Source organism: Tenacibaculum sp. TC6, assembly GCF_050606265.1.
Lineage (GTDB): Bacteria > Bacteroidota > Bacteroidia > Flavobacteriales > Flavobacteriaceae > Polaribacter.
The window spans coordinates 36642-62852 of the sequence record NZ_JBOCUK010000007.1 but is presented as its reverse complement, the minus strand read 5'-3'; the positions used below and the strand labels follow the sequence as shown (position 1 = coordinate 62852).

The following is a 26211-nucleotide window of genomic DNA, read 5'->3' as shown; positions in this document are numbered from 1 at the left end:
AATACTATAGCATGTCTTTTAAACTTCATAGGCCTTTGAGAATAGGCTTTTAAATTTTATTTTTAATTCTCTGTTTTTAAATTTTGAAGGATTTGATAATTTTTATTGGAGCTATTTTCCTTTCTTGAACGTTTTCCTCTCTATTTTACTTAATTTTTAGCTATTTGACACACTAATTATCGGAGTACGTTTAAGATTATGAGCTATTCCTCCTAAAACATATATAGAATGTAATTTATCTTTACTTTTCAATATCACATCTGATTCATTCCAGAATCAAACCATCTTTTAAGACTTTTTAATACTGAAAAAAGTTTAAATTATCACTTCATAAAAAGCATTCTTGTACACCGAAGAATAGAAAAAATATTTTTGGTGTACAGATACTGTACACCGTTTTAAAATTTATTTTTTTTGGGTGTACACCTACTGTACACTGTTTTTAAAAAGTTTTACGTGCGGTGTACAAATGAATTAAAGTTTTTACTCAGCTTTTTCATGTTCTTCTAAATCCTTAGTTAAATCTAACTTTCGTAATGTAGGATTTAAAATTCCGGTAGTCATAACTGTTATTAATGTCATAGTACCTCCAAAAACAACGGCAGTTACAGTTCCCATTAATTTGGCGGTTAAACCACTTTCTAAGGCTCCTAATTCGTTAGAAGAACCCACAAACATAGAATTTACTGCTGCTACTCTACCTCTCATATGATCCGGAGTTTTAAGTTGTAAAATGGTTTGCCTGATAACCATGGAAACACCATCGGTTACTCCGCTGAAAAATAAAGCTATTAAAGATATGATGAATGAAGTTGATAGTCCGAAAACTATAATACAAATACCAAAGCCAAAAATTGCCATTAGCAATTTCATTCCTGCATTTTTACTTATGGGTATATAAGCAGTTATTAGCATGGTTAAAAAGGCTCCTATGGCCGGTGCAGCTCGTAAAGCGCCAAAACCTTCTGCTCCTACTTTTAAAATATCTTGTGCAAAAACAGGTAGTAACGCTATAGCACCTCCAAAAAGTACCGAAATCATATCTAAGGTAATAGCACCTAGTATTGATTTTGTTTTAAATACAAATGAAATACCCTCTACCAAACTTTTTGATATAGGTTCTCCTTTTTTGGTGTTTAGTATAGGTTTTTTCTTGATAAAAAACATCATTAAAAATGAAAACACTACCAAACCGAATACTATAGATAACGAACTGCTAACTCCAATAAGTGAAATAGAATATCCGGCAAAAGCAGGACCTAATACTCCGGCAATTTGCCAAGTAGTACTACTCCATGTTGCAGCATTTGGATATAATTTTTTGGGAACTATTAACGCTACCAACGAAAAAATGGTTGGGCCAAAAAATGAACGTAAAAGGCCTCCGAAAAATACCAGAGCATACATTGCATATAACACAGTTTTTGAATGCCCTTCTTTTACAAAATCCGGTTGTGTTAAAAAGAAAAGACCAAAGCTAATTAATGAAAATAAGGCGATACATAGAGCCAGTAAATTTCGTTTTTCTCTTTGATCAACAATATGTCCGGCAAATAAGGCCATAGAAAATGCCGGAATAAACTCAAAAGCACCTATTAATCCTAAACTCCACGGATCTTTAGTTATTGAATATACTTGCCATTCAATAATTATGAATTGCATAGACCATGCAAAAACTAATAAAAATCTAACTAAAAGAAAAATATTAAATTCTCTTATTCGTAAGGAGGCATAGGGGTCTTTTTTTTCCATTATGTAGTGTCTAATTCAATTTTAAATCCATTAAAATAGCAAAGGTTTCGTTTACATCTTTTTCTTTTACAACAATGGTCATTTCATGAGTTGTTGAAATAACTTCCTGTACAGCAATATTTGCCCAGGCAAATTGCTTTAAAATAAAATAATAAACACCGGATTGCTCCAGGTTTTCTTTTGGTAACTTAATAGTAATAGATGCCAAATCATTTACATTGTTAATAAGTATTTCACTTTTAAAAATGTCTTCTACATAGGGCTGTAAATTTTTACTGGTTACTATATTGGTTTCAAAAATTCCTTGTGAAACGGTTAGAAAGTAATCATTACTATCGGCAGATTTACTTAAAATTCTAGCAATTTCTTTAAGTAATGAAGGTGTGTTTTTAAAAGTAAAATCACATAAATCAGAGCGTACAATTACATCACCTAAATCTAGCGCCAGTTTTTTAATATTTTTTCTGATTCTCAATTCATTTACCGGAGATAATCTGTTAATAGCCATCATAACTGCTCCAACTTTTACTTCTTTTTTTAATAACTTAGAAACGTCAGGTAATATTTCTCTGGCTAAAGATGACACATTAATAAGCTTCTCATTCAAAGCCTCTTCTATAAACGGTGTTTTTCTGATAGTTATCTCAACAGCTTCTTGAATTGTTTTCATTTTTGTTAAATTTTAAACTAAAAGTAATAAATACTTGTACTAATGTAAAAATATACTTTTATTTTTAAAATAAGATATTTTACAAAAAAATTTGTAAATCAGATTTTTAGCCTAAATTTGCCAGAATATTGTATCTTGTATACAAAACCAACACACAACATATTCTATTAGAAGCGATTGATGGGGACTTCTTATTTTTTAAGAAGAGTTATTTGTACAAATGCAAACAACTAATCTAATCTATTTGTTAACTTTTTAAACTCATCTTTCGCTTCTTTTTTATCATATAAAACATTAAAAACTGCATCAATAATAGGCGTTTTAGCACCATTTTCCTGTTTTATTTTATAAGCGCTTTTAGTAGCATAATATCCTTCAGCAACCATACTCATTTCTAACATGGCCGATTTTACTGTGTACCCTTTACCAATCATATTTCCAAACATTCTGTTTCTACTAAAAACAGAATATCCGGTTACTAACAAATCACCTAAGTAAGCTGAGTTATTAATATTACGTTTCATTCTATGTACTTTTTTAATAAAACGTTTCATTTCTCTAATGGCATTACTCATTAAAACCGATTGAAAGTTATCACCATATCCTAATCCATGTGCAATTCCCGCAGCAATTGCGTAAATATTTTTTAACATGGCAGCATATTCGGTACCAATTATATCATCAGAAATTTTTGTTTTTATATAACGCCCGGCTATATATTTACTTAGTTCTTTTGCCTTTTTTTGATCTTGACATGCTAATGTTAAATATGATAAACGTTCCATAGCAACTTCTTCTGCATGACATGGCCCGGAAATTACTCCTATATTTTCAATAGGTACGTTATGAATTTTATGAAAATGCTCGCCTACAATTAATCCTGACTCCGGAATAATTCCTTTAATTGCAGAAAAAATTATTTTATCTTCTAGTGAAACCGTTAGTTTATTAAGTTCTGTTTTTAAAAAAGCTGAAGGAATAGCAAAAATTAAAATTTCATAATTTTCAACTATATAATTCATGTCATTAGACAAATCTAATTGCTCCGGATGTAACTCTGCTGAACTTAAATAACTAGGGTTGTGTTTGTTTCTTTTTATATGCTCAATTGAATACACACTGCGCATATACCACCCTATCGTTTCAAGATTTTCAGAAAGCATTTTAACAATAGCAGTTGCCCAACTTCCGCCTCCTAGTACGGCTATTTTTTTAGTGTCTTTCATTCAGTAGTTTGTTTTATGTTGCGAAATTAATAAATCTATAAACTACAATCTAAAACTTAAGGTTATTATATTTTTTTGGTAAAAGCTAAAGTTTATATTTTCTTTCGGTAAAATTTACGTTCTCATTAGTAATCACTTTGTTACTATGTATAATTTTTCGTTTAGTTTATGTAGATTTTCAAATGAAAAAATTCATGTATTTTTGATGCCGAAAACATATTTATTCTATGAACGTACAAATTATTAATACATCTAAACACGCAATACCTGCTTATGAAACTGAAGGTTCTGCAGGAATGGATATACGTGCCAATATTGAAAATCCTATTACTTTAAAACCTTTAGAAAGAACGATAGTAAAAACAGGATTGTTTATAGCACTTCCTGTAGGGTATGAAGCTCAAGTACGTCCAAGAAGCGGATTGGCTGCAAAAAAAGGAATTACCGTATTAAATGCTCCGGGTACTGTAGACGCTGATTACAGAGGTGAAATAGGTGTTATTTTAATAAACTTATCTAATGAAGATTTTGTTATTAATGACGGTGAGCGTATAGCCCAACTGGTAATTGCTAAACACGAACGTGTACAATGGCAAGAGGTTGAAGTTTTAAATGAAACTGAAAGAGGTGCCGGCGGTTTTGGTAGCACCGGTGTTTAAACTAGTTTTTTATATACCTGACTCATTTTACGTACTTTGGTATGCAATAATTCAAAATCTAAGAAACAATGTGAATGGTATTGGTAGCCCATTTTTTTATAAAATGTAAAAGCTTGTGGTTGTTCATCCATAGCATCTAACCAAATCAATTCATATTGTTTTTTTATTGCTTCATTTTCTAACCAGGTTAATAATTGCTTTCCTATTCCTTTACCTTGTGTTTTTGAATGTAAATAAATACGGTGTAATTTTACTTGTTTACAACCTGAAAATCCTTCTAGTTCAGTATCCCAAAGAATTCTGAAATTTCCTACTTTTTCTCCTTTCCATACTATAAAATAGTAGTCAGCTTGTTCCTGAGCAAGTTCTTTTTCAATATTCGTTTTTGAATATTGGGCTCGAAGATACCATTGTCCTTCATCTTTCCAAAAATGTTTATACGCCGCAGGATATACCTCACTCATTAACTTGAATAATTCTTTTTCGTGATTTATAGTGATTTGCTGTAGTTGTAAATACTCTGAAATTTGTATCATACTTATTGGTTTGATAAAAAAAAGCTGTTCTTATTAGGAACAGCTTTTCATAGTAATAGTTGAAACTTCTAATTTAAATAATAATCTTATTCTTGATTTTCTATAGCTTCTTTAATTTTATTCTCAAGCTCTTCCATTAATTCAGGGTTATCTTTAATAACTCCTTTAACGGCATCTCTACCTTGTCCTAGTTTAGTATCACCATAACTAAACCAAGAACCACTTTTCTTTACAATTCCGTACTCAACACCTATATCAATAATTTCACCTACTTTAGATATTCCTTCACCATACATAATATCAAATTCTGCTTGTTGAAACGGAGGAGCTACTTTATTTTTAACAATCTTTACTTTAGTACTGTTACCAACAACACGCTCCCCATCTTTTATTTGCGATTTTCTACGAATGTCTAAACGTACAGATGCATAGAATTTTAATGCATTACCCCCGGTAGTTGTTTCAGGGTTTCCAAACATAACTCCAATTTTTTCACGTAACTGGTTAATAAAAATAACCGTACAATTGGTTTTACTTATGGTAGCAGTTAATTTACGTAGTGCTTGTGACATTAAACGTGCGTGAAGTCCCATTTTAGAGTCTCCCATTTCACCTTCAATTTCTGATTTTGGTGTTAATGCCGCAACCGAGTCAATTACTACAATATCAATAGCACCTGAACGAATTAAGTTATCTGCAATTTCTAATGCTTGCTCTCCGTGATCCGGTTGAGAGATAATTAAATTATCAACATCAACTCCTAAACTTTCAGCATAAAAACGATCAAAAGCGTGTTCTGCATCAATAAACGCAGCAATACCTCCGGCTTTTTGAGCCTCAGCAATTGCATGTATAGTTAAGGTGGTTTTACCTGATGATTCCGGTCCGTATATTTCTATAATTCTACCTCTTGGGTATCCTCCAACTCCTAAAGCTAAATCTAACCCTAATGAACCTGATGATATAGCGTCAATATCTTCTACTTGACTATCACCTAATTTCATTACAGTTCCTTTTCCATAGGTTTTATCTAATTTATCTAGTGTAAGTTGTAGCGCTTTTAGTTTCGCTTCTTTATCTTTATCTACTGCCATAAAATCTGCTAAAAAATTTTAAAAAATAAGAACTGCTAAGTTATAAAATTATTAGTAGTTTTTTAAATATTACCTATTAAGTTTTATACTATTTACTAAAATGAAAATCAATAAATTTACAATCATTAAAAATTGCTTTATTTACAACTAACTATATTAGTATCTGTATATAAAAAATTAACTTTTTTCTAAACATATTTTTATATTTGAAAAAATTTAAACAATGATTTTAGTAGCAGACGGTGGCTCAACAAAAGTAGATTGGGTTGCTATAGATAATAATAAAAATGAAATTTTTAGAGCTAATACTTTAGGCTTAAATCCAAATGTTGTTTCATCTTTGGAACTACAGTCGAGAATGGAAAGTTCTAAAGAATTAAAAACTTATAAAGATTCTATTTCTGAAATCTATTTTTACGGTGCCGGTTTAGGTACGTCAACTCCTATAAAAATTTTAAAAGGTATTCTTCAGGCATTTTTTTCAAACGCTACTAAAATAGTGGTTGAAGAAGATATTTTAGGTGCCGTATATGCTTCTGCTAAAAACCAAGAAGCTATTGTGTGTATTTTAGGTACCGGTGCTAACAGTTGTTTTTATGATGGTAAAACTATTGAGTGTATTGCACCCTCTTTAGGTTACATTATTATGGATGAAGCCAGCGGAAATTATTTTGGTAAACGTTTACTAAGAGATTATTTTTATAACAAAATGCCCGCAGATATTGCAGCTGCTTTTAATGATGAATTTGATTTAACTCCTGATGTTATTAAACATAATTTGTATAAGGTTGATAATCCTAATAAATACTTAGCTTCTTATGCTAAATTTATGTTTAATCATCAAAGTAACAGCTATATAAAGAAATTAGTAAAAAAAGGATTTAATACCTTTTTTACCTACCATGTTTTAAACTATGGTAAACCAAAAGATACCCCAATTTACTTTATTGGATCTATTGCTTATTATTTTGGTGATTTATTAAAAGAAGTGGCCCAGGAAAATGGAGTAACTGTTACCGGAATAATTGCAAAACCTATAGATAACCTTATTGAATATCATAAAGAGGTAGTATTATCTTAGTTAAAAGTATACTTTTAAAAAAAATGCTTACTGAAATCAGTAAGCATTTTTTTTTTTTACGGTTGTTTTATCATTCTTATATGAGGAATTCCATCCTCTAAATATTCTTCTCCGGTGATTACAAAACCGTGAGAACTATAGAATTTTATTAAATAAGTTTGTGCCGATATAGTAATGGTTCTATTCTCATAAGCATCATAAATAGCTTTGATAGACGCCTTTATTAAATCATGGCCATACCCATATTTACGTTCATTTGCATCAACAACTACTCTACCAATACTAGGAGTATCAAAATATTGACCCCCATCAAATAGACGAGTGTAAGCAATTATTTTACCTTCTTTACTTCCTATTACATGAAGTGCCTTTTGATCTTTTCCATCTAAATCTTGGTAAACACAATCTTGTTCAACAACAAAAACCTCTGAACGTAATTGAAGAATATCATATAATTCAGAAGTAGCTAATTCATTAAATTTTTTTACTTGAAATATCATTAACAATCACATGCTATTTTATGTACTCTATTTTGATGGCGCCCACCTTCAAACTCAGTTGATAAAAAGATCTTTACAAAACCTAAAGCTTGTTGTAAAGACACAAATCGAGCAGGAATGGTTAAAATATTAGCATCGTTATGTTGACGTGTTAATTCCACCAATTCATTATTCCAACATAAAGCAGCTCTTATTCCTTGATGTTTGTTTGCTGTCATTTGAGCACCGTTACCACTACCACATAAAATAATTCCCATATCTGCTTGTCCTGTTTCTACAGCCTCTGCTGTTGGATGAATGGTATCCGGATAATCCATACTATCATTAGTATTTGTACCAAAATTGATCACTTTATGCCCTAATTCTTCTAAAAGTTTAATAATTTCAAACTTGTATTCAGTTCCGGCATGATCGTTACCAATAGCTATTGTCATAATTTGTTGATTTTAATTTAGTTGTGAGCAACAAAAATAGCGTTATTAACGGTTATCAACAGTAATTAACAATGCTTTTTTTTGAATACTTAATAAAGTATTAATTTTTAAAGAGTTACATACTGTTATTTAATTGTTAAGAACTCATAGTATGTTTTTAAAAAAATATTTGATTTTTTACGAAAATTTTACAATACAACACTTGACTTTAATTATGCAACTTTTTTTTTGAGTTTTTAATGAACATTTATCAACATAAAATTTACAATTTATTTACACTTAGAAACTAAAATTTATTTCATAAAAATAAGTGAATTACTGTTTATAACTTTTGTTGATAACCTCATTTTAGATTTGATTTTAAAGATTTTAAATACATAATAACTTGTTAATTGTTTTTAATAAGTGATAAAAACAAACATTCAATCTCATTTTTACTCCACATATTCACAAGCTATAATAACATATATATCTTTTTTAAAATTTTTTAAAACTATTAGTATTATAATATCTAGTGTTAATAACAACTATTTTTAATTATTATTTAATGGTAATGTATGATAATACTTGCTTACTAACTTGAATAAAGCAGAACTCACCTTTACTAAAAGGTATATTTTAAAAATAGAAAGTTAATAGTAATTAAATACTCTTTTTAAGAAGGTAAATACTGTCTTTAGAGTGTAATGTTTTTTGAGTAGTAGGCTTTTTTAAGGTAGCGTTAATACTTACTACGGTAACTATAATACCTGTAATAAATATTAATAGAAAAAGAGCTATTATTTTTCGTAAGTTTTTCATTTTGCCGTCCTTATATAGTATAGACGAGGCATTTTAAGAAACGTTACAGTTTTATTAAGATTTTTTTAACTATTTTTAAGAGAGATTAAGTATTGATTATAAATTGAATAGCTCTTTTATGAATGCTTGCTTTTACTGACCCGTGGCCTATTAATTCGCCATCAGCTTGTATGTAAACTTTATCTGAACTTAATTCCGGAGTTATTAACAATGTGTCAGCTAATAGTGTCTCTACCTTTTTATGATTGACTATTAAACCGTTATATAGTTTTTTTAAATTAAAAATTAAATCTTTGAAACTTAGGTTTTTGGCAATAGTAATGTCAAATAAACCATCTTCAGAGCTTTTATAATCAGTAAGTTGCATACCTCCTGCAGAATACTTACATATACCAAACAATGTCATTAAACATTTTGTTTTAATGGTTTTATTGTTAACTTTAATAGTAAACTCTGATTTTTTATACATAATAAGCCCTGAAATACCACTCAATAAATAGGCTATCGATCCAAAACGTTTTAATTTATTTAGTTTGTTAACAACGTAGCCATCATAACCAATACCGGCAACATTATTAAAATATGTAGTTGTATTTTCTAGCTCTAAATAGCCAATATCTTGATAAATAGTATTTTGATTTTTAATTAATTGAATTGCTAACTCTATATTTTGTTCTATACTATAGGTTTTAATCCAATCATTACCGGTTCCTAAAGGAATAACACCTACGGTAATTTGATGTGTGGGTATTATTTTTTGAGTCATAATACCATTTACTATATGATGCAATGTACCATCACCACCAACCGAGATAAAATGTGAATAACCTTGTTGAATAGCATTATGTACTAAGGTTATTTCATGTTTATGATGTGTAGTTAACGCATATAAGTAGTTAAGATCATAAGTGTTTAAAAGTTGTTTTATTTTTTCCCATTGTTTATTAAAATTTCCATTTCCGGCCTTAGGATTCACTATAACAAACCAGTTTTTATCCATATATAAGTTTATGATAAATAGAAGCGTAAAATACAAAAATGCATTGATAACGCTTATTTAATAGTTTATACAATAAATTTATTTGTACTTTGCTGAAAATTTTATAAGAAGTTAGATGAATGACTAGAAAGAAAAAAATCTATAAAAAAAAGGGAAGAGTTGTTAAAGACTTAACCCGAAAAATTTTTAAAATTCTTAATCAAGATAGTAGTAAGCATTACAACTATAAACAAATTGCTTCAAAATTAGACATTAACGATACAGATGGAAAAACTCAAATAATTCAGAGGTTAGTTGAGTTAACTGCTGCTCAAAAAATTGTTGAAGTTGATAGAGGAAAATATCAGATTAATGAAGATAGAAAATATCACATAGGTAAATTAGATGCTACTACTAATGGGAATGCGTATTTTATTTGTGACGATTTTGATGAAGACATTTTTGTACCATCTGTTAATCTAGGGCAGGCATTACATGATGATACTGTTAGGGCATATGTGTATAAAAAACGCCGCAGTAATAAAATTGAAGCAGATGTTGTTGAAGTTATTGAAAGAGCCAAGAAAGAGTTTGTAGGTGTTTTACAAATGAATAAAAACTTTGGGTTTGTATTGCCTGACAGCAATAAAATGTATGCAGATATTTTTATTCCAAAAAGTAAAATTAACGGTGCGGAACATGGTGATAAGGTATTGGCTCAAATAACAGACTGGCCTGAAAACTCAAAAAATCCGTTTGGAAAAATTACTCAAGTTCTTGGGAAACCAGGGGAACACGATACTGAAATTCACTCTATTTTATTAGAATATGGTTTACCCTATGAATTTCCTAAAGAAATAGAAGAGGAAGCTAGTGAGTTACCGGTAGAAATTACAAAAGAAGAGATAGCCAATCGAAGAGATATGAGAGGTGATTTAACCTTTACGATTGATCCTAAAGACGCTAAAGATTTTGATGATGCTTTATCTTTTACTAAACTTGAAAATGGTAATTACGAAATAGGAATTCACATTGCGGATGTATCTCATTATGTGCAACCAAAAACAAAGTTAGATGATGAAGCTTATGACAGAGCAACTTCTGTTTATTTAGTAGACAGAGTAGTACCTATGCTTCCGGAAATGTTATCTAACGGAGTATGTTCATTACGACCCAATGAAGAAAAATTAACTTTTTCAGTTATTTTTGAAATTAACAATAAAGCTCAAATTGTTAACCAATGGTACGGAAGAACTGTAACGTATTCTGATAAACGATTTGCGTATGAAGAAGCCCAAGTTATTATTGAAACAAAAGAAGGTATAATACCGGCTGACATTTCGTTAACAGGTGAAACTTATACGGTTGATGAAGCTATTGTTGAAGCCGTTTTAAAATTAGATGAATTAGCTAAAATTCTTCGTAAAAAACGCATGAAAGACGGAGCTATTTCATTTGATAAAGTTGAAGTTAAGTTTAATTTAGATGAAAATGCCAATCCAATAGGTGTATTCTTTAAAGAAGCAAAAGATGCTAACAAACTTATTGAAGAGTTTATGTTGTTAGCTAACAGAAAAGTTGCTGAATTTATAGGATTTTCTAAAGGAAGACCTACTAATAAAACATTTGTGTACCGTGTGCATGATGAACCGGACACTGAAAAATTAGCTTCTTTACAAAACATTGTGAGTAAGTTTGGATATAAAATTAATACAGATACCAGAGAAAAAATATCACAAAGTTTAAATAAGCTATTAAGTGATGTTCATGGAAAAGGCGAAGCTAATATGGTTGAAACATTAGCTATCAGATCTATGAGCAAAGCTGAATATACCACACAGAATATTGGACACTACGGATTAGCATTTGATTATTATTCACATTTTACTTCTCCTATTCGTCGTTATCCTGACGTAATGACACATCGTTTGTTACAACATTATTTAGATGGCGGTACTTCACCTAAAGCCGAAGTTTATGAAGAACGTTGTAAACATTCTTCTAAAATGGAAGAATTAGCTTCAAAAGCAGAAAGAGATTCTATAAAGTATATGCAGGTAAAGTATATGCAAGATCATAAAAATGAAGAGTTTGACGGAGTGGTTTCGGGAGTTACCGAATGGGGAATTTATGTTGAAATAGTATCTAATAAATGTGAAGGTATGGTTCGTATTAAAGATATTAAAGACGATTATTATATTTTTGACGAAAAACAATATGCTGTCATAGGACAAGCAACTCAAAATAAAATACAATTAGGTGATGAAGTTGTTGTTAAGGTAAAACATACAGATTTAGAACGTAAACACCTAGATTTTGAGTTAATTACACATTAAATTTTAAAATTGTAACAATAAAATTTAATATTTGTCTTTATAGTAATGGTACAATTATTGACTTACTGTGGTGTAATTAACATTTTATAGTAAGTTATAAAATAGTTGAAATTATGAATAAAATGAAAAAATCAATTATTGTAAGTTTATTTTTTGTGAGTGCAGCCGTACTTTCTCAAAATAAAATAACTAAAGATTTAGGAAGTTTTAAAATACTTAAAGTATATAATGGAATTGATGTTGAGTTAGTTAAATCTAACGAATTTAAAGCCATTGTTACCGGAGAGAAATCTGAAAAAGTAAGTTTTAAATCAGAAAATGATAAACTAAAAATAGTTCTTAATTTTCCTGAAACAACTGCAGATGGTAAAGCAAAAGTTACTTTATTTTATGCAAATGACCTTGAGGTTATTGATGCAAATGAAGGTGCTGTTATTACAGCTAAAGAATTAAACCAACAGACAGTTGAAATTAAAGGCCAAGAGGGTGCTTTTATTAACATGGTTGTTGATGTAAAACATTTAAAAGTTAAAAGTACATCAGGAGCTGTTATTAAGTTATCCGGTACTACTAAAAACCAAACGGTTGATGTAGATTTAGGCGCTAATTACCATGGTTACAATGTAAAAGTTGAAGCTATGAATATTGTTAGAGCAGGCTCGGGAGCTAAAGCAGAGGTGCAGGCTGGTGAAACGTTAGATGCTAAAGTATCTTTTGGAGGTTCTATTTTTTATAAAGGAAAACCTGAAGTATTAAAAGATAAAAAAGTAATAGGTGGAGTTATAGAACACAGAAGTTAATTTTGTATCTTTGTCAATAAATTAAGTTTAAAATGAATTTACTTACTATTTTTTTAGGATTCGTAGGACCTTGGCAAGTTGCCATTATTGTTGCCTTAGTTTTATTAATGTTTGGAGGTCGTAAAATACCTGAATTAATGAGAGGACTTGGAACTGGTATTAAAGAGTTTAAAGATGCAACGAAGTCTGACGATGAAGAAAAAGATAAATTAGACGAAAATAAATAATAAAAAAAAACCGTATCAATTTGATACGGTTTTTTTAGTTTAAATAGTTACTGCCGTTCCTGAGGCTGTAACCATAAGCATCCCTCCATTTGGACCCACTGTTTCGTAATCTAAATCTATTCCAACAATTGCATTTGCACCCATTTGTTTTGCACGTTGTTCCATTTCTTCCATAGCACTATTTTTAGCCTCTCTAAGGACCTTTTCATAAGATCCGGACCTTCCTCCTACAATATCTCTTATTCCTGCAAAGAAATCCTTAATAAAGTTAGCTCCTATAATTGTTTCACCTGTAACAATACCTAAATATTCTTTAACAGGTCTTCCTTCTACGGTATTTGTGGTTGTTTTTAACATATTTGTAATTTTTTTAAATTAAAAACGCTGAAAGTAATTTCAGCGTTAGGTGTTTTTAGTCTTCTTCGTTATTTTTCTTTTTGGCGTTTTTCATGGCCTCACCTATTTGATTACTGGCCGTAAAACTGGCAACCATATTGTTTAGCATATCACTACCTGCCTGTGGTGAGTTTGGTAATAATATTAAGTTACTGTTGGTATCTGCACCAATGGCTTGTAAAGTGTCGTAATGCTGAGTTACAACTATTAGAGCAGAAGCTTCCTGGCTGTTAATACCTACTTTATTTAATACTTCTACAGATTCTTCTAAACCTCTGGCAATTTCTCTTCGCTGGTCTGCTATACCTTGTCCTTGTAAACGTTTACTTTCAGCCTCTGCTTTAGCTTTTTCAACAATTAAAATACGTTGAGCATCTCCTTCATATTGAGCAGCTACTTTTTCACGTTCAGCAGCATTAATTCTGTTCATTGCTGCTTTAACTTGTGCATCCGGATCTATATCTGTTACTAATGTTTTTATAATATCATATCCATATTCCATCATAGCATCATTTAATTCTGATTTTACTGCAATTGCTATGTCATCTTTCTTAACAAAAACGTCATCTAAGCGCATTTTTGGAACCTCTGCTCTCACAACATCAAAAACATATGAAGTTATCTGATCATGTGGATAATCTAGTTTATAGAAGGCATCATAAACTTTTTCACGAATTACTTTATACTGAACTGATACTTTTAACTTAACAAAAACATCATCTAAAGTTTTAGTTTCTACGATTACATCTAATTGTTGAATTTTAAGACTTAATTTTCCGGCTATTCTATCAACTAACGGAATTTTCAATTGTAATCCGGAATGACGAATGCTTTGAAACTTACCAAAACGCTCTATAATACCTGCAGTTTGTTGTTTAATAGTAAAGAAAGCTGAAAAAAATACTATAATAGCTAAAAATAGCAGTGGATAAAAATAAATTGGCATAACAAATAAGATTTTAAGTTTGATTGAATTTTTTTGTTAAAGATAACATTTAATACCTATAAGTCGATATTTTTAATAAATGTTACATTTTTTTCAATATAACTTATATTTGCTAAAAATCAATTATATGGAACTCATTAAAAACAACGCTACAGAAATTTTAATTCTACTTTTTTTAGTAGTAACCTTTTTACAATCGGGTATTGATAAAGTAACTGATTGGAACGGTAATTTATCTTTTATTAAGGATCATTTAAAAAATTCTCCTTTAAAAAATATGGTGCCTTTATTATTGGCTGTTATTTTAGTGATAGAACTTATTGCAGGTGCTTTTATGTTTATAGGTATTTTTAATATTGTTACAACTGGTTCAAAAGAATTAGCTTTATTAGGAGTGCAACTTTCAGCCTTAACATTAATATTTTTATTAATTGGTCAACGTTTAGCAAAAGATTATGCCGGAGCTATGACCTTGGCAGTTTACTTTATTATTACCATTTTTGGTATGTTTTTACTTAATAAATAAAACTTATTATTTTATTAATAAGTATTTTTAATATTTATTAAAAAACCTCTTAAAATTTACGTTTTAAGAGGTTTTTATTTTTTATTAAGGTGTTTCCTTGTTTTTTAAATAAAAGTATTATAAATCCTATTTAAAATTAATTTTAGCTATTTTTTAGTAAATAGATAAGTGATGAATAGTTGTTTTCTTTTTTGGCAGCTAAATTTGATTTAAGACCTATAAAAAATGCCTTTATAAAGTTCATTTTACCTGTTTTATATTTTTCACTTAATAATGAAACATAAAACGAATCAAATTTCATAGGCAGTATTTTTACAATACCCATTTGAAATTCACTAAATAGTTTTTGAATTGAATTTTTTGAAAAATGCCATACATGTCTTGGTACATCATAAGCAGCCCAATATTCTTTATAATAATTTGCATCAAAACTTTTATGATTAGGAACAGCAACAATTAGTACCCCATTAGGTTTTAATGAACTTTTTATTACATGTATATATTCTTGAAGATTTGGAACATGTTCTAAAACATGCCAAAGTGTAATAACATCAAATTGTTGATTCTTTATTTCAGTTATATCTTTATACAAAGAAATATCTTTTGTTGTTGCAAGGTTTCTGGCATTTTCTGAAGGTTCTACTCCACTTACCAACCAGCCATTATTTTTACATGCTTTTAAAAAGTCTCCGGTGCCAGCACCTATATCTAAAATACTTTTTTCCGAAGTTTTTAATGAGTTTAGAAGATTAACCTTTTTTTGTAAAGTATATTTTTTAACAGCTTGGTAAAGCTTTTCAAATAATCCTTTTGAACCATCTGTATGAGAAATGTAATTTTCGCTTTTATAATAGTTGTGTAAATCTTTTGGTAAGGGAGATGTAACAAGCATATCATATTCTTCATTATACATTACCTCGTAGCTTTCATTTGATACTGTATAATCTATACAATTAAGATATGGAGTTAGTTTTTTATATAAATTTATTTCTTTATTCAATGTTTTAAATTTATATGTTCCACGGGGAACAAAGTTTTTTGACTAAACAATAATACATAAAAAAATCAGAAGGTTCCACATGGAACTTTTTCTATTTTTTGCAAAAATAACCAGATATTTCAAAGGGTTGTTTTTTGCTTCTATTTTTTTATTGTTTGTGAAAGACTACTCCTATTTGGTTATATAATTTTTTAGATGTTGGTATAAGTATATATTTTTCTGTTAACTATTTTTTATTTAGTTCCACATGGAACATTTTTAAAATTTCATTTTACAAGTTTATATATTGTAGAGTTATTTTTGAGAAGATATAATTTGTTAAAACTACTGAATGAATAAAAGTTTTATTCTTAAAATATGTTCATAGAATTGAGTTAAGAATAGTATGTTTAATAAATTAGTAATTAAAATATGCTTTATTAATAATTTAATTCAAGCAATATATGAAATGAAATGTGATGCTATGTTTTGGTTCTTTTTTAGTTTATTAGAGTCACTCCTATTTTTACTTGATAAGGTTTTAATGTTAGCCGAAGAACGTATTTTATTTTTGATAACTATTTTTATTTAGTTCCACATGGAACATTTAAAAAATATTCGTTTTTAAACTTCCTTTTACAAGATTTTATATTGTAGAGTTGTTTTTGAGAATAAATAATTTGTTTAAAAAATGAAAGAAATAAACGTTTTATTTCTGATGGATGTTTATGGTGATAAGTAATAGTATGTTTAATAAACTGAGTAATTAAAATATGTTTTATTAATAATTTAATTCAAGCAATATATGAAATGAAATGTCATGCTATATTTTGATTCTTTTATAGTTTATCTGAGTCACTCCTATTTTTACTTGATAAGGTTTTTGTATTAGCCGAAGAACGTATTTTATTTTTGGTAACTATTTTTATTTAGTTCCACATGGAACATTTAAAAAATATTCGTTTTTTAAACTCCCTTTTACAAGTTTATATATTGTAGAGCTATTTATGTAAAGATATGATTTGTAAAAAAATGAATTATGAATACAATGTTTAATAAATTGAGTACTTCAAATACTTTTAATTAACTATTTAATTCATGAAATATAAAAAGTAAAGACAACTATATATTTCAACTTTGCCTTTATAAAGGTTGAGTTTAGAGTAAATAAAAAAAACGTTCCATGTGGAACGTTTTTAAAAATATTTTATGAGAAAAGAATTATCTACCCATATATACGAGTAAAACTGAAATATCACTTGGTGATACCCCACTTATTCTGCTCGCTTGAGAAATTGAGGTAGGTTGTATTTTAGATAATTTTTCTCTGGCTTCAAATGATAAAGATTTTACTTTGTTATAATCAAAACTTGAAGGAATAGGAACATTTTCTAATCGGTTTAATTTATCAGCATTATTCTTTTCCTTTTCTATATAACCTGAATACTTTAAATGAATTTCAACCTGCTCAATAATTTCATGATCAATAGCGTTTTCTACTATAAAATCTTCCAATTTTTTAACTGTTCTTAAATCGTTAAAAACTAATTGAGGTCTTGCTGCAATTTTATATAATTTCATTGATTGATTAACCGGAGCAAGATTTTTTTCTTCTAAAACAGGGTTTATTTCTTCCTGAGAAACACTTAAATCTTTTAAGAACTCTATTAGCTGTTCAGTTTTATGTTGCTTTTCTAAAACGCGCTGCATACGCTCTTCAGATGCTAAACCTATTTTATAAGATTTTTCAGTTAAACGTAAATCTGCATTATCTTGTCTTAATAAGGTTCTGTATTCAGCTCTTGAAGTAAACATTCTATAAGGTTCTTCGGTTCCTTTGGTAATTAAATCATCTATTAAAACACCTATATAAGCTTCACTTCTTTTTAAAATAAAAGGCTCTCTGTTTTGAACTTTTAAAGCTGCGTTAATACCTGCCATTAATCCTTGGGCAGCTGCTTCTTCGTAACCTGTAGTGCCGTTAATTTGACCTGCAAAGAATAAATTATCGATTAATTTAGTTTCTAAACTATGTTTTAATTGTGTAGGTGGAAAATAATCATACTCAATAGCGTATCCATATCTAAAGAATTTTACGTTCTCAAACCCTGGAATTGCACGTATAGCTTTGTCTTGAATATCTTCCGGTAAAGATGTTGAAAAACCGTTTACATAGATTTCAACAGTATTCCATCCTTCCGGTTCAACAAATACTTGATGACGATCTTTTTCAGCAAAACGATTAATTTTATCTTCTACAGACGGGCAATAACGAGGGCCGGTAGATTTTATTCTACCATTAAACATAGGAGATCTGTCAAAACCTTCTCTTAGTAATTCGTGTACTGTTGTATTTGTATAGGTTAAATAACAAGAACGTTGTTGCTGTAAAGGCTTTGTAATTGGTAAATAAGAAAATTTTTCCGGTGAATCATCTCCAGGTTGTTCAGTCATTTTAGAATAATCTAATGATCTTCCATCCACTCTTGGAGGCGTTCCGGTTTTCATTCTTCCCGCTTCAAAACCTTTAACAACTAAATCTTCTGTTATTCCTGTTGAAGCACCTTCTCCTGCTCTTCCTCCACCAAAAGTTTTTTCACCAATATGTATTAAACCGTTTAAAAAAGTACCGGCAGTTAAAATAACTGTTTTAGCTTTTATATGTAATCCTAAAGCGGTTTTTACTCCGGTTATTGTATTTCCTTCAAACAATAAACCATTGACGGAATCTTGATAAAAATCTAAATTCTCAGTTTGCTCTAATAAATTCCTCCAACACTCAGCAAATTGCATTCTGTCTGATTGTGCTCTCGGACTCCACATTGCAGGACCCTTTGATTTATTAAGCATTTTAAATTGGATAGCTGTTTTATCGGTTACTATACCACTATAACCACCTAAAGCATCAATTTCACGAACAATTTGCCCCTTAGCTATTCCTCCCATCGCAGGGTTACAACTCATTTGAGCAATGTTTTGTAAGTTCATTGTAATTAACAATGTTTTTGCTCCCATGTTGGCACTTGCTGCGGCAGCCTCACTTCCGGCATGTCCTCCTCCTACTACAATTACGTCGTATGTTGTATTAAATAAACTCATAGTTTAAAATTCAGTTCCACGTGGAACTCGCTTTTTACTTTGTCTTTAAAATTTCTAAACACTCATTTTCTTTTGTACGCATTACTTCTTTTTCTTCTGGAGTTTTATCTTTAAAACCTAAGTAGTGTAAAATTCCGTGTATCATAACACGATGTAATTCGTTTTCAAAAGAAACATTAAACTCTTCAGCATTCTCTTTAACTCTTTCAATAGAAATAAAAATATCTCCTCCTACTTCTTTTCCTAAACTGTAATCAAAACTTATAATATCAGTTAAAGTATCATGTTGAAGAAACTCAACATTTATTTTATGTAAATAATCATCATTACAAAAAATATAGTTAATTTCTCCTAGCTCTCCTTCTTCTTTTTCAATGCATTTTTTAATCCAATTACCGGTGTTGTCTTCATCCGATAATTTAAAATTTGTTTCGTAGTTAAATTGTATCATTGTTTTTAGTTGTCGTAAAACAAATTAATTTATAATAAATAATAGTTGATAAATTCTGTTTGTAATTGAGGTTAATCTTGTTTCTCTGTAGTTGTAAAATATTTTTTAACCTTTGTTTTGTAATTCTGCTGCAAAGGTAATGATTGTCTATTTAATATTTCTGTTTGATTGTAAAACAACTTTTTAAATTGTAATTCTTTTTTATTGGTGTTTTGATACTCCTGCGTATTGGTGTTTGATTTACGCTCTTTTTTACGTCCTTGTTCAAAACTTGCTTTTTCAAGCTTTAAAAGTTCGTAGTTGAGTTGTTGCATTTTTTCAATAGTTTCTTTATTAAAACCTTTTTCTAAAATTTTATTTTCTAATTCTTCCATTTGCTGTAATGCTTTTTTACCACTACCATTTCCATCTTTACCTTCTTTTAAAGCATTTTCTAATTGTTGTCTTAATTCTGATTGTTCTTTGAAAATTTGATAGAGCTCACCATTCATATCTTCATTTTCTCCGCCTTCATTGCCTGAGCTTTGTCCTTTTTTATCTTTTTGTTTACCATTACCTTCTTTAGGCTCACCTTTATCACCTTTTTTTGAACCTTCTTTCATTTTCTCCATTAATTCATTTTGCTTTTGAATAATGTCCGGTAAACTAAAAGATTTGCCTTTGCCTTTACCCTGTCCCATTCCATCTTTAGGATTTTTCATGGCATCTAACGTATTACTTAACATATCAGCTAAAGTATTGGCAGAAGTCATAACGTACTGTTGATTAGAAACACCATTTCTAATATTATTATCTGCTAAATTTTCTAAAGATTGATCTAAATTATAATGTGCATTTGCTAATTCTTCCTGAACTTTTGTACTTATACTAGGAACGCGGATAGATAAAGTGAATAAACTATCGTCTATATGTTCAAAGTATGTTTTTAACTGATGCTGTTTTTTTATGTTAATACCAAAATCCGGATGCGAAGAGTTAATTTCTGAAAATTTATTCATCAAAGCTTCCTGATTGAAAGAGAATGTAACTAAGTTTTCTAAAACTTGACGGAGACTTTCCATGTTTTCCTCTTGCATTTCAGAACTCATAGATTGCATTGATTGTTTCATTTGATTGCTCATCTCTTTCATTTTTTCAGAAGCCTTTTTCTGATTCTTTTTAGCATCCGATGATTTATTTTGTTGTAAATTTTCTAAAGATTTATTCATTTCCTTCTGCGTATCTTTTTGTAATTGCTCTGTAGAAGGCATTTTCATTGGTTCTTTTAATTTTTGATTGTCTTTTTCAACATCATCCAATTCCTTTTTAATTTCATTAAACTTTTCATTTAGTTCTTTTTGTTCTTTTTGCTGTTCTTCAGTGTTGGCTTCTTTTTTAGAAAGCTCTTCTTGCTTTTTAGCCATTTCATCTAATTTATCAGCAATTTGATTCATTTTTTGTTCAACATAATAACGTTTAGTCATTTCTAAAATGCGCTCTAAACTACGTTCCTGTTGTTTATTTTGTTCAGCTAATTCTTTAGCTTTTTTAATTAAATCTTCTTTTTTAAGCTTTTCAGCTAATTCTTTTAATTCATCTAATAACTTTTGTTGCTTATCAATTTTTTTAAGCTCCTCTATTCGCTTTTTTAAATTTTCTTTTTTATCGTCTAAGTTTTTATTTTCTTCTTGTTTTTCCTCAAAATTTTCCTGAAGCTTTTCTGTTTGACGTTGCATCATTTGCTTGTATTGCTCTTGACGCTTAATAAGGTTTTCAATGTTTTTTTGATCGCTCCAGCTAATGCTTTTCTTATTTTGTAAGTCAAATTGAATTTTTTCAAGCTCTTTTTTACTGTTTTGTTGCTTTTCTAAAGAATTTTCAAGTTTATCTATATATTCTTTTTGTTCTTGAATTAATTCTTGTTCTATTTCGCCAGTTGATTTTTGACGATAGTAAAACTTTTTACTAATGGCTTTTTTACTTCCATTTACCTTATCATTATCATATACCTGAAAATAGAGCTCATAATTTGTTCCTTCTTTTAATTTTAAAGAGTTAGGAAACTCATGATAGAAGGTTTGAACGTTTTCTTTATTTATTTTAATTATTTGATAATCAGTATTTTGAATATTATTTTCTTCTTGATATACAAGCTCTAATTTGCTAAAACCATAATCATCAGAAATTTGACCAACAAACTGGGCATTACCTCTGGAAATACTATCAATGTTTGATTTTACATGAATTATTGGCAATTCATCTTTAATAACATTAATTGAAAATTGTAGCTGCTCATAATCCTTCAAATTTTTATTAGAAGTAGCTATTTGATAATTAATAGAATTCATTAGTTGCTTTTTGAAACTAAAATCATTGGATGAATTTTCATTAAAAAAAGTTTTTTGATTTTCTAAAACAAAAGCAACTGTATCAGTTTCAGAAGTTTTGATGTTCCATGTAACGAATGTTCCTTGTGGAACATTTAAGTTTCCTGTATTGGTAATAATTTCATTCTTCTTTTTAGTATAACTTGGGTAAGTAAGTTGCAATGAAATATTTTGAATTGAAGGGGTATTTATAAGATGAATTTGATACTCTTGCGATTGAATAGTTGCTGCTTTTATATAAAAAGTAATAGGTTCTTGAACTTCGTTAAAAGTGTAAGAAAATAAACCATTACCTTCATTTTGTACATAGTATTGTTGGTTGTTATAAAAAACCTTAGCCTCTTCCGGTACAATTTCACCTTTAGTTTCGAAATATACAGTGATGGACTTGCCTTTTATAACATTTAATGGCGAATTAGTTAACGAAAAATAAAAAGGAGCCGGAGGTGCATATGCAGTTTTATAATCTATAACCCTTTGTAAGCTTTGAGTTAACTTAGTATTGATACCTGTTAACAAACTTAACAACCAAATAGCAATAGGAATTAAACCATATTTAGCATAAGTTAAGTTTGATTTAAAATTAACAGCTTTTGTAAAAGGTATAGGCTGTAATTCTTTAGATTTTTGCTCTATACTGGCCAATAATAAATCTGACTGTTCATTGTGTTGTTGTAATTGTAAAACGTTTAGCAATTTATCTTTTACCTCTGGAAAATGATTTCCTATAATTTTAGAAGCTTCTTCAGCAGAAATTCCTTTTTTAAGACCTATTAGTTTAAAAATAGGAAAGCATATAAAACGAAATAACAGTAAGAGCTCTACGAAAATAAAAAGCCAAAAAAGGAAAGTTCTGGCAGTGGGTTTTAACCACAAAAAATACTCTATAAACAAGGTGAAGAAAAAATAAATTAATCCTAAAGAGAAAAATAAAATACTCCCTTTTATTAACTCATTTGTATAATATTTTCTACTAAAATGCTGTAATTTTTGTTCTATGATTTGAAATACATTCATAAAGTAAATTATTGGTAAATAGGTTTTTTAATAAACCTTTATTGTCTATGTTTTTTAATCTTTTTCTGAAAGAGAATATATTAATTTCTATACTTTTCTCTTTAAATTATTCAGTTTAAAAGCTAATTTTAAACGACTATTTTCATACTAAACCCTTATAATTAAAGTTATAAGAAGTATAGTTAAATTATAACTTATAAAAATACTATTTTTAGAATAAAACTTTCATAAGAATTTTTTGTAAGAAAAATGAGGTAACAACTACTAAAAACCAGAATATTAATTTTTAAGGTGTTGATTAACTATAAAAATAGAAACCAATAAAACATATGAAAAAACTAAACATTATAGCAGCTTTGCTATGTACCGGAGTTTTATTTGCACAGAGTCCGTGGACCAAGAAAAAAAATGAAGGATACGTACAAGTATCCTACTCAACCATTGCTAATTATACGGAGCTTTTTGGAAATCCGGACTACTCTACAGAAAGAAAAATAACAGACAATACTTTACAGCTCTATGGTGAATTTGGGTTGTTAGATAAAACAACATTATTTGCTTCAGTGCCTTTAAAAATGGTAAAATCTGGTGATTTAGTTTCTCAATCTGTTTTAGCATTACCCTTTACAACGCCGGAATCAAAAACAGCTTTAGGAAATGTTCAGTTAGGTGTAAAACACAATTTTTATAATAAAAAATGGGTGTTATCTGCTCAATTAGGAATTGAAGCCAATACAGCAGAGTACAGTGAAGCATCAGGATTACGAACAGGTTATGATGCTTGGACTTTTACTCCGTTATTTTTAGCCGGAAGAGGTTTTGATAAATGGTATATTCAAGCATTTACAGGATTTGATATCAGAACAAATCAATATAGTAGTGCTTATAAATTAGGAGGTGAAGCAGGATATAAAGCAGTAGATTGGCTTTGGGTTGCAGGATTTTTAGATGGAGTTGCTTCATTAAAGAACGGTGATTTAGTAATGCCGATAGCTAATAGTTACACAGGTTTATATGTAAATAATCAAAGTTATGCAGCTTTTGGATTAAAATTAATAGGAGAAATTAATGAACATTTCGGACTAAATGCAGGAATTGGAGGTGCTGTAGGAGGAAGAAACGTAGCTAAAAAACCAGCATTAAGTGCTGGCTTATACTATAAATTTTAAAAAGTATAGGAGTGTTTTTCCCCGATTTAATACTAATTTACCACTAATTATTACGGGTAAAATTACAAACTAAAATAAGGAATTAACAGAACTCAAATAGTTTTGGTTAACATGATTTTTGTCCAATCATTTAACCAAAACTATTTTTTTATGAAAAAACTTTTTACACTACTCACTTTTTTAGTAAGCACCATTACGTTTAGTCAATTTTGCGAAGACTTTAATGATAAAGACATATCAAACTGGAAAGGAGTAAAAGCAAAACCCAATACTGCAGAGCTTTCTGGACCTTCAGGAGCAAATAATGATTATTTTTTGCATTCATATGATGATCAGGGCTATTCATACATCTATAACGAAACAGATTATAAAGGAGATTGGTCTAAGTATGATGGTCAATGTTTATGTTGGGATTTTAAAGTAATCAACGATGGTAATTTGGGAGCGCCGCTTTCACCTAAACTTATAATTTATAGCGGGTCATCATCTAGCCCAACAGCAGCAGCAACTTTTACAGCAACAGTTCAGGCTGTAGAAGGAGGAGGTTGGGTACATGTATGTGCTCCTTTGGAAGTATTGAGTACAGGAGCAGCATTACCACAAAATGCCAATGGAGCTTGGTCAATGGCAGCAGGATCAACAGCTACAGATTGGAATACATTACTACAAAATATTACAGGAATACGCTTTGTTTTAGACTTAACAAGTTATCCGATAGAAGAATATGGATATGATAATATTTGTATTCAAGATTGTAATATTGTTGGAGAACCTACTGATGAAGGAGCATATTGCTGTGAGGGTGAAAACCTTGTTGAAAACGGAAATTTTGAGCATGGTAATACAAGCTTTAACAGTGATTATGTTCAAGATACAGCTTTATATCCCGGAGCTTATAATGTAGATAACGATTCAAGTGCTTTCGGAACTCAAATAAAAGACCACTCATATTGCGTAGATCCGAAACAATATGCAACAAACAATCAGTTCTTATTAATCAACGGAAAAACAACGCAACCTGCTGGAACTACCAGTGTTATTTGGGAACAAAATATAAATGTAGAAGCAGATAAAAATTATAAATTTTGCGCTAACTTTAAAAATTTACCTCAGTGTAGATTTGATATTTTACCAGAAGTACAAATAGAAATAAATGGAACATTATACCCTTGGCAAACGGTAAATACCTCAAGTGATGCTTGTGATTGGTTGAATATTACAGAATGTTTTACTGCAAAAGGAGCTATAGCCACTATAAAAATTCATTTAAAAGAAGATGGTTTAGGAGACGGTAACGATTTAGCCATTGATGATATAGCTGTACAAGAAAAATTAAGCCAAAACCTGAGTTTAACAGTACAACATCAAGGAACACCTAAACAAATAACCGGATCAATAAATACCATAAGTACTACTGATGATGTATTACTGGTAAATGATGAATGTAAAGAAGATAACCAAGGAAATCAATATTACTGGTTTGTATTTGAGTTAAGTAGTTATCCGTTTACTACACTAGGAAACAATATGGTACCAGGAACATTTGCTTGGTCAAGTAACCAAGGAGGTTTTAGTCAAGCTACCGGAGCTCTTTCTTCTGCATGGACATTAACCACTACTTTCCCCGATTATGTTTTTGACGATAACAAATTATATATTATCGGAATGTTTGTGCCATCGTGTTGTGAAAGCTGTTATGATGAAGGATGGGCATATCAATTAACATTAAATTCAACAGGAGCCAGAGGAACAGAAACCGGTGGATTAAGCACAAAAATGAAAGAAGAAATTAAAGCTATGTTCAGAGCTTTTAAAGGAGAAACTAAAAGTACAGAGCAAGAAGAGGATGTAAAAGAAGAAAAAATGAAGATATATCCTAATCCGAGTTCAGAAGTATTGAATTTAAGTAAAAAGGTATCTTCTTACAAAGTTTTAGATCTTAGCGGTAAAACAGTACTATCAGGAATAGAAAACACGAATAAAATACACGTTGCTGCGCTAAAAACAGGCATGTATATACTAAAAACCGTAAATAAAGACGGTGTAGAACAGAAAAGTAAATTTATTAAGAAATAAAAACAGTACCTAACCCTCAAATTTTTGAGGGTTATTTTTTATGGATAATTTCAAACTTTCATTAGGTTAAGTATCTTTGCGCTTTCAACAG

The 26211-nt window shown here is 29.6% G+C and carries 23 protein-coding genes; 8 read left to right on the top strand and 15 right to left on the bottom strand.

Going from position 1 to position 26211, the window contains the following annotated elements:
- Positions 1–483: 483 nt before the first annotated feature.
- The 3 genes from ACQY1Q_RS05775 to ACQY1Q_RS05765 form a co-directional block, all read right to left on the bottom strand.
- Entirely contained in the window at positions 484–1752 is a 1269-nt protein-coding gene (locus ACQY1Q_RS05775; RefSeq protein ID WP_431004342.1) for an MFS transporter, read from the bottom strand.
- 10 nt (positions 1753–1762) lie between these two features.
- Positions 1763–2422 (bottom strand): hypothetical protein, encoded by a 660-nt coding sequence (locus tag ACQY1Q_RS05770; RefSeq protein WP_431004341.1) that lies wholly within the window; start codon positions 2420–2422, stop codon positions 1763–1765.
- Between the two features lie 230 nt (positions 2423–2652).
- The gene (locus ACQY1Q_RS05765; protein ID WP_431004340.1) at positions 2653–3648 is read right to left on the bottom strand and encodes an NAD(P)H-dependent glycerol-3-phosphate dehydrogenase; all 996 of its coding nucleotides are present in this window, start codon (positions 3646–3648) and stop codon (positions 2653–2655) included.
- A 227-nt stretch (positions 3649–3875) separates the two neighbouring features.
- Between ACQY1Q_RS05765 and dut the strand changes: the two genes are divergently transcribed.
- The gene (gene dut / locus ACQY1Q_RS05760) at positions 3876–4307 is read left to right on the top strand and encodes a dUTP diphosphatase (RefSeq protein WP_431004339.1); all 432 of its coding nucleotides are present in this window, start codon (positions 3876–3878) and stop codon (positions 4305–4307) included.
- Here the strand turns inward: dut and ACQY1Q_RS05755 are convergent.
- Together ACQY1Q_RS05755 and recA are read right to left on the bottom strand one after the other, a co-directional pair.
- Positions 4304–4843, bottom strand: a complete 540-nt coding sequence (locus ACQY1Q_RS05755) for a GNAT family N-acetyltransferase (protein ID WP_431004338.1) — start codon at positions 4841–4843, stop codon at positions 4304–4306. The genes dut and ACQY1Q_RS05755 overlap by 4 nt on opposite strands.
- Before the next feature lie 86 nt (positions 4844–4929).
- Positions 4930–5937 (bottom strand): recombinase RecA, encoded by a 1008-nt coding sequence (gene recA, locus ACQY1Q_RS05750; RefSeq protein WP_431004337.1) that lies wholly within the window; start codon positions 5935–5937, stop codon positions 4930–4932.
- Between the two features lie 223 nt (positions 5938–6160).
- On the opposite strand from recA, the gene ACQY1Q_RS05745 reads away from it, so the two are divergent.
- The gene (locus ACQY1Q_RS05745; RefSeq protein ID WP_431004336.1) at positions 6161–7018 is read left to right on the top strand and encodes an N-acetylglucosamine kinase; all 858 of its coding nucleotides are present in this window, start codon (positions 6161–6163) and stop codon (positions 7016–7018) included.
- A gap of 56 nt (positions 7019–7074) precedes the next feature.
- On the opposite strand, the gene ACQY1Q_RS05740 is transcribed toward ACQY1Q_RS05745, so the two are convergent.
- The 4 genes from ACQY1Q_RS05740 to ACQY1Q_RS05725 all read right to left on the bottom strand — a co-directional run bounded on the left by ACQY1Q_RS05740 (position 7075) and on the right by ACQY1Q_RS05725 (position 9753).
- A complete protein-coding gene (locus ACQY1Q_RS05740) occupies positions 7075–7518 on the bottom strand; it encodes a GNAT family N-acetyltransferase (protein WP_431004335.1) in 444 nt (147 codons plus the stop codon).
- On the bottom strand, positions 7518–7952 hold the full coding sequence (gene rpiB / locus ACQY1Q_RS05735) for a ribose 5-phosphate isomerase B (protein ID WP_431004334.1): 435 nt from the start codon (positions 7950–7952) through the stop codon (positions 7518–7520). The genes ACQY1Q_RS05740 and rpiB overlap by 1 nt, the downstream gene beginning before the upstream one ends.
- Before the next feature lie 642 nt (positions 7953–8594).
- Positions 8595–8753, bottom strand: a complete 159-nt coding sequence (locus ACQY1Q_RS05730) for a hypothetical protein (protein WP_431004333.1) — start codon at positions 8751–8753, stop codon at positions 8595–8597.
- 85 nt (positions 8754–8838) lie between these two features.
- A complete protein-coding gene (locus ACQY1Q_RS05725) occupies positions 8839–9753 on the bottom strand; it encodes a diacylglycerol/lipid kinase family protein (protein WP_431004332.1) in 915 nt (304 codons plus the stop codon).
- Positions 9754–9872: 119 nt separating this feature from the next.
- On the opposite strand from ACQY1Q_RS05725, the gene rnr reads away from it, so the two are divergent.
- The 3 genes from rnr to ACQY1Q_RS05710 all read left to right on the top strand — a co-directional run bounded on the left by rnr (position 9873) and on the right by ACQY1Q_RS05710 (position 13095).
- Positions 9873–12068, top strand: a complete 2196-nt coding sequence (rnr, locus tag ACQY1Q_RS05720; RefSeq protein ID WP_431004331.1) for a ribonuclease R — start codon at positions 9873–9875, stop codon at positions 12066–12068.
- A 122-nt stretch (positions 12069–12190) separates the two neighbouring features.
- A complete protein-coding gene (locus ACQY1Q_RS05715; RefSeq protein WP_431004330.1) occupies positions 12191–12868 on the top strand; it encodes a head GIN domain-containing protein in 678 nt (225 codons plus the stop codon).
- A 32-nt stretch (positions 12869–12900) separates the two neighbouring features.
- Positions 12901–13095 (top strand): twin-arginine translocase TatA/TatE family subunit, encoded by a 195-nt coding sequence (locus ACQY1Q_RS05710; protein WP_431004329.1) that lies wholly within the window; start codon positions 12901–12903, stop codon positions 13093–13095.
- 39 nt (positions 13096–13134) lie between these two features.
- Here the strand turns inward: ACQY1Q_RS05710 and ACQY1Q_RS05705 are convergent, their stop codons facing one another.
- Positions 13135–13452: a YbjQ family protein gene (locus tag ACQY1Q_RS05705; RefSeq protein WP_431004328.1), complete on the bottom strand. Its 318-nt coding sequence runs from the start codon at positions 13450–13452 to the stop codon at positions 13135–13137.
- A gap of 55 nt (positions 13453–13507) precedes the next feature.
- Positions 13508–14437: an SPFH domain-containing protein gene (locus tag ACQY1Q_RS05700; RefSeq protein ID WP_431004327.1), complete on the bottom strand. Its 930-nt coding sequence runs from the start codon at positions 14435–14437 to the stop codon at positions 13508–13510.
- Positions 14438–14564: 127 nt separating this feature from the next.
- Between ACQY1Q_RS05700 and ACQY1Q_RS05695 the strand changes: the two genes are divergently transcribed.
- On the top strand, positions 14565–14963 hold the full coding sequence (locus ACQY1Q_RS05695) for a DoxX family protein (protein WP_431004326.1): 399 nt from the start codon (positions 14565–14567) through the stop codon (positions 14961–14963).
- A gap of 142 nt (positions 14964–15105) precedes the next feature.
- On the opposite strand, the gene ACQY1Q_RS05690 is transcribed toward ACQY1Q_RS05695, so the two are convergent.
- From ACQY1Q_RS05690 to ACQY1Q_RS05675, 4 genes are all read right to left on the bottom strand, one after another.
- The gene (locus tag ACQY1Q_RS05690) at positions 15106–15963 is read right to left on the bottom strand and encodes a class I SAM-dependent methyltransferase (protein WP_431004325.1); all 858 of its coding nucleotides are present in this window, start codon (positions 15961–15963) and stop codon (positions 15106–15108) included.
- A 1200-nt stretch (positions 15964–17163) separates the two neighbouring features.
- A complete protein-coding gene (gene mnmG, locus ACQY1Q_RS05685; RefSeq protein WP_431004324.1) occupies positions 17164–19041 on the bottom strand; it encodes a tRNA uridine-5-carboxymethylaminomethyl(34) synthesis enzyme MnmG in 1878 nt (625 codons plus the stop codon).
- Positions 19042–19075: 34 nt separating this feature from the next.
- Positions 19076–19492: an rRNA maturation RNase YbeY gene (gene ybeY / locus ACQY1Q_RS05680; RefSeq protein WP_431004323.1), complete on the bottom strand. Its 417-nt coding sequence runs from the start codon at positions 19490–19492 to the stop codon at positions 19076–19078.
- Positions 19493–19563: 71 nt separating this feature from the next.
- Complete coding sequence (locus ACQY1Q_RS05675; protein ID WP_431004322.1) at positions 19564–22875, bottom strand: DUF4175 family protein; 3312 nt, start codon at positions 22873–22875, stop codon at positions 19564–19566.
- Between the two features lie 329 nt (positions 22876–23204).
- Between ACQY1Q_RS05675 and ACQY1Q_RS05670 the strand changes: the two genes are divergently transcribed.
- Both ACQY1Q_RS05670 and ACQY1Q_RS05665 read left to right on the top strand, forming a co-directional pair.
- On the top strand, positions 23205–24044 hold the full coding sequence (locus ACQY1Q_RS05670) for a transporter (RefSeq protein ID WP_431004321.1): 840 nt from the start codon (positions 23205–23207) through the stop codon (positions 24042–24044).
- Positions 24045–24194: 150 nt separating this feature from the next.
- Positions 24195–26120 carry a T9SS type A sorting domain-containing protein gene (locus ACQY1Q_RS05665; RefSeq protein WP_431004320.1) on the top strand — a complete coding sequence of 642 codons (1926 nt, stop codon included), beginning with the start codon at positions 24195–24197 and terminating at the stop codon, positions 26118–26120.
- The last annotated feature ends 91 nt before the right edge of the window (positions 26121–26211 follow it).

Excerpts from the sequence above, each read along its gene's own strand:
- ACQY1Q_RS05775 (WP_431004342.1), bottom strand. The coding sequence starts at position 1,752 with ATGGAAAAAAAAGACCCCTATGCCTCCTTACGAATAAGAGAATTTAAT.
- ACQY1Q_RS05770 (WP_431004341.1), bottom strand. The coding sequence starts at position 2,422 with ATGAAAACAATTCAAGAAGCTGTTGAGATAACTATCAGAAAAACACCG.
- ACQY1Q_RS05765 (WP_431004340.1), bottom strand. The coding sequence starts at position 3,648 with ATGAAAGACACTAAAAAAATAGCCGTACTAGGAGGCGGAAGTTGGGCA.
- dut (WP_431004339.1), top strand. The coding sequence starts at position 3,876 with ATGAACGTACAAATTATTAATACATCTAAACACGCAATACCTGCTTAT.
- ACQY1Q_RS05755 (WP_431004338.1), bottom strand. The coding sequence starts at position 4,843 with ATGATACAAATTTCAGAGTATTTACAACTACAGCAAATCACTATAAAT.
- recA (WP_431004337.1), bottom strand. The coding sequence starts at position 5,937 with ATGGCAGTAGATAAAGATAAAGAAGCGAAACTAAAAGCGCTACAACTT.
- ACQY1Q_RS05745 (WP_431004336.1), top strand. The coding sequence starts at position 6,161 with ATGATTTTAGTAGCAGACGGTGGCTCAACAAAAGTAGATTGGGTTGCT.
- ACQY1Q_RS05740 (WP_431004335.1), bottom strand. The coding sequence starts at position 7,518 with ATGATATTTCAAGTAAAAAAATTTAATGAATTAGCTACTTCTGAATTA.
- rpiB (WP_431004334.1), bottom strand. The coding sequence starts at position 7,952 with ATGACAATAGCTATTGGTAACGATCATGCCGGAACTGAATACAAGTTT.
- ACQY1Q_RS05730 (WP_431004333.1), bottom strand. The coding sequence starts at position 8,753 with ATGAAAAACTTACGAAAAATAATAGCTCTTTTTCTATTAATATTTATT.
- ACQY1Q_RS05725 (WP_431004332.1), bottom strand. The coding sequence starts at position 9,753 with ATGGATAAAAACTGGTTTGTTATAGTGAATCCTAAGGCCGGAAATGGA.
- rnr (WP_431004331.1), top strand. The coding sequence starts at position 9,873 with ATGACTAGAAAGAAAAAAATCTATAAAAAAAAGGGAAGAGTTGTTAAA.
- ACQY1Q_RS05715 (WP_431004330.1), top strand. The coding sequence starts at position 12,191 with ATGAAAAAATCAATTATTGTAAGTTTATTTTTTGTGAGTGCAGCCGTA.
- ACQY1Q_RS05710 (WP_431004329.1), top strand. The coding sequence starts at position 12,901 with ATGAATTTACTTACTATTTTTTTAGGATTCGTAGGACCTTGGCAAGTT.
- ACQY1Q_RS05705 (WP_431004328.1), bottom strand. The coding sequence starts at position 13,452 with ATGTTAAAAACAACCACAAATACCGTAGAAGGAAGACCTGTTAAAGAA.
- ACQY1Q_RS05700 (WP_431004327.1), bottom strand. The coding sequence starts at position 14,437 with ATGCCAATTTATTTTTATCCACTGCTATTTTTAGCTATTATAGTATTT.
- ACQY1Q_RS05695 (WP_431004326.1), top strand. The coding sequence starts at position 14,565 with ATGGAACTCATTAAAAACAACGCTACAGAAATTTTAATTCTACTTTTT.
- mnmG (WP_431004324.1), bottom strand. The coding sequence starts at position 19,041 with ATGAGTTTATTTAATACAACATACGACGTAATTGTAGTAGGAGGAGGA.
- ybeY (WP_431004323.1), bottom strand. The coding sequence starts at position 19,492 with ATGATACAATTTAACTACGAAACAAATTTTAAATTATCGGATGAAGAC.
- ACQY1Q_RS05675 (WP_431004322.1), bottom strand. The coding sequence starts at position 22,875 with ATGAATGTATTTCAAATCATAGAACAAAAATTACAGCATTTTAGTAGA.
- ACQY1Q_RS05670 (WP_431004321.1), top strand. The coding sequence starts at position 23,205 with ATGAAAAAACTAAACATTATAGCAGCTTTGCTATGTACCGGAGTTTTA.
- ACQY1Q_RS05665 (WP_431004320.1), top strand. The coding sequence starts at position 24,195 with ATGAAAAAACTTTTTACACTACTCACTTTTTTAGTAAGCACCATTACG.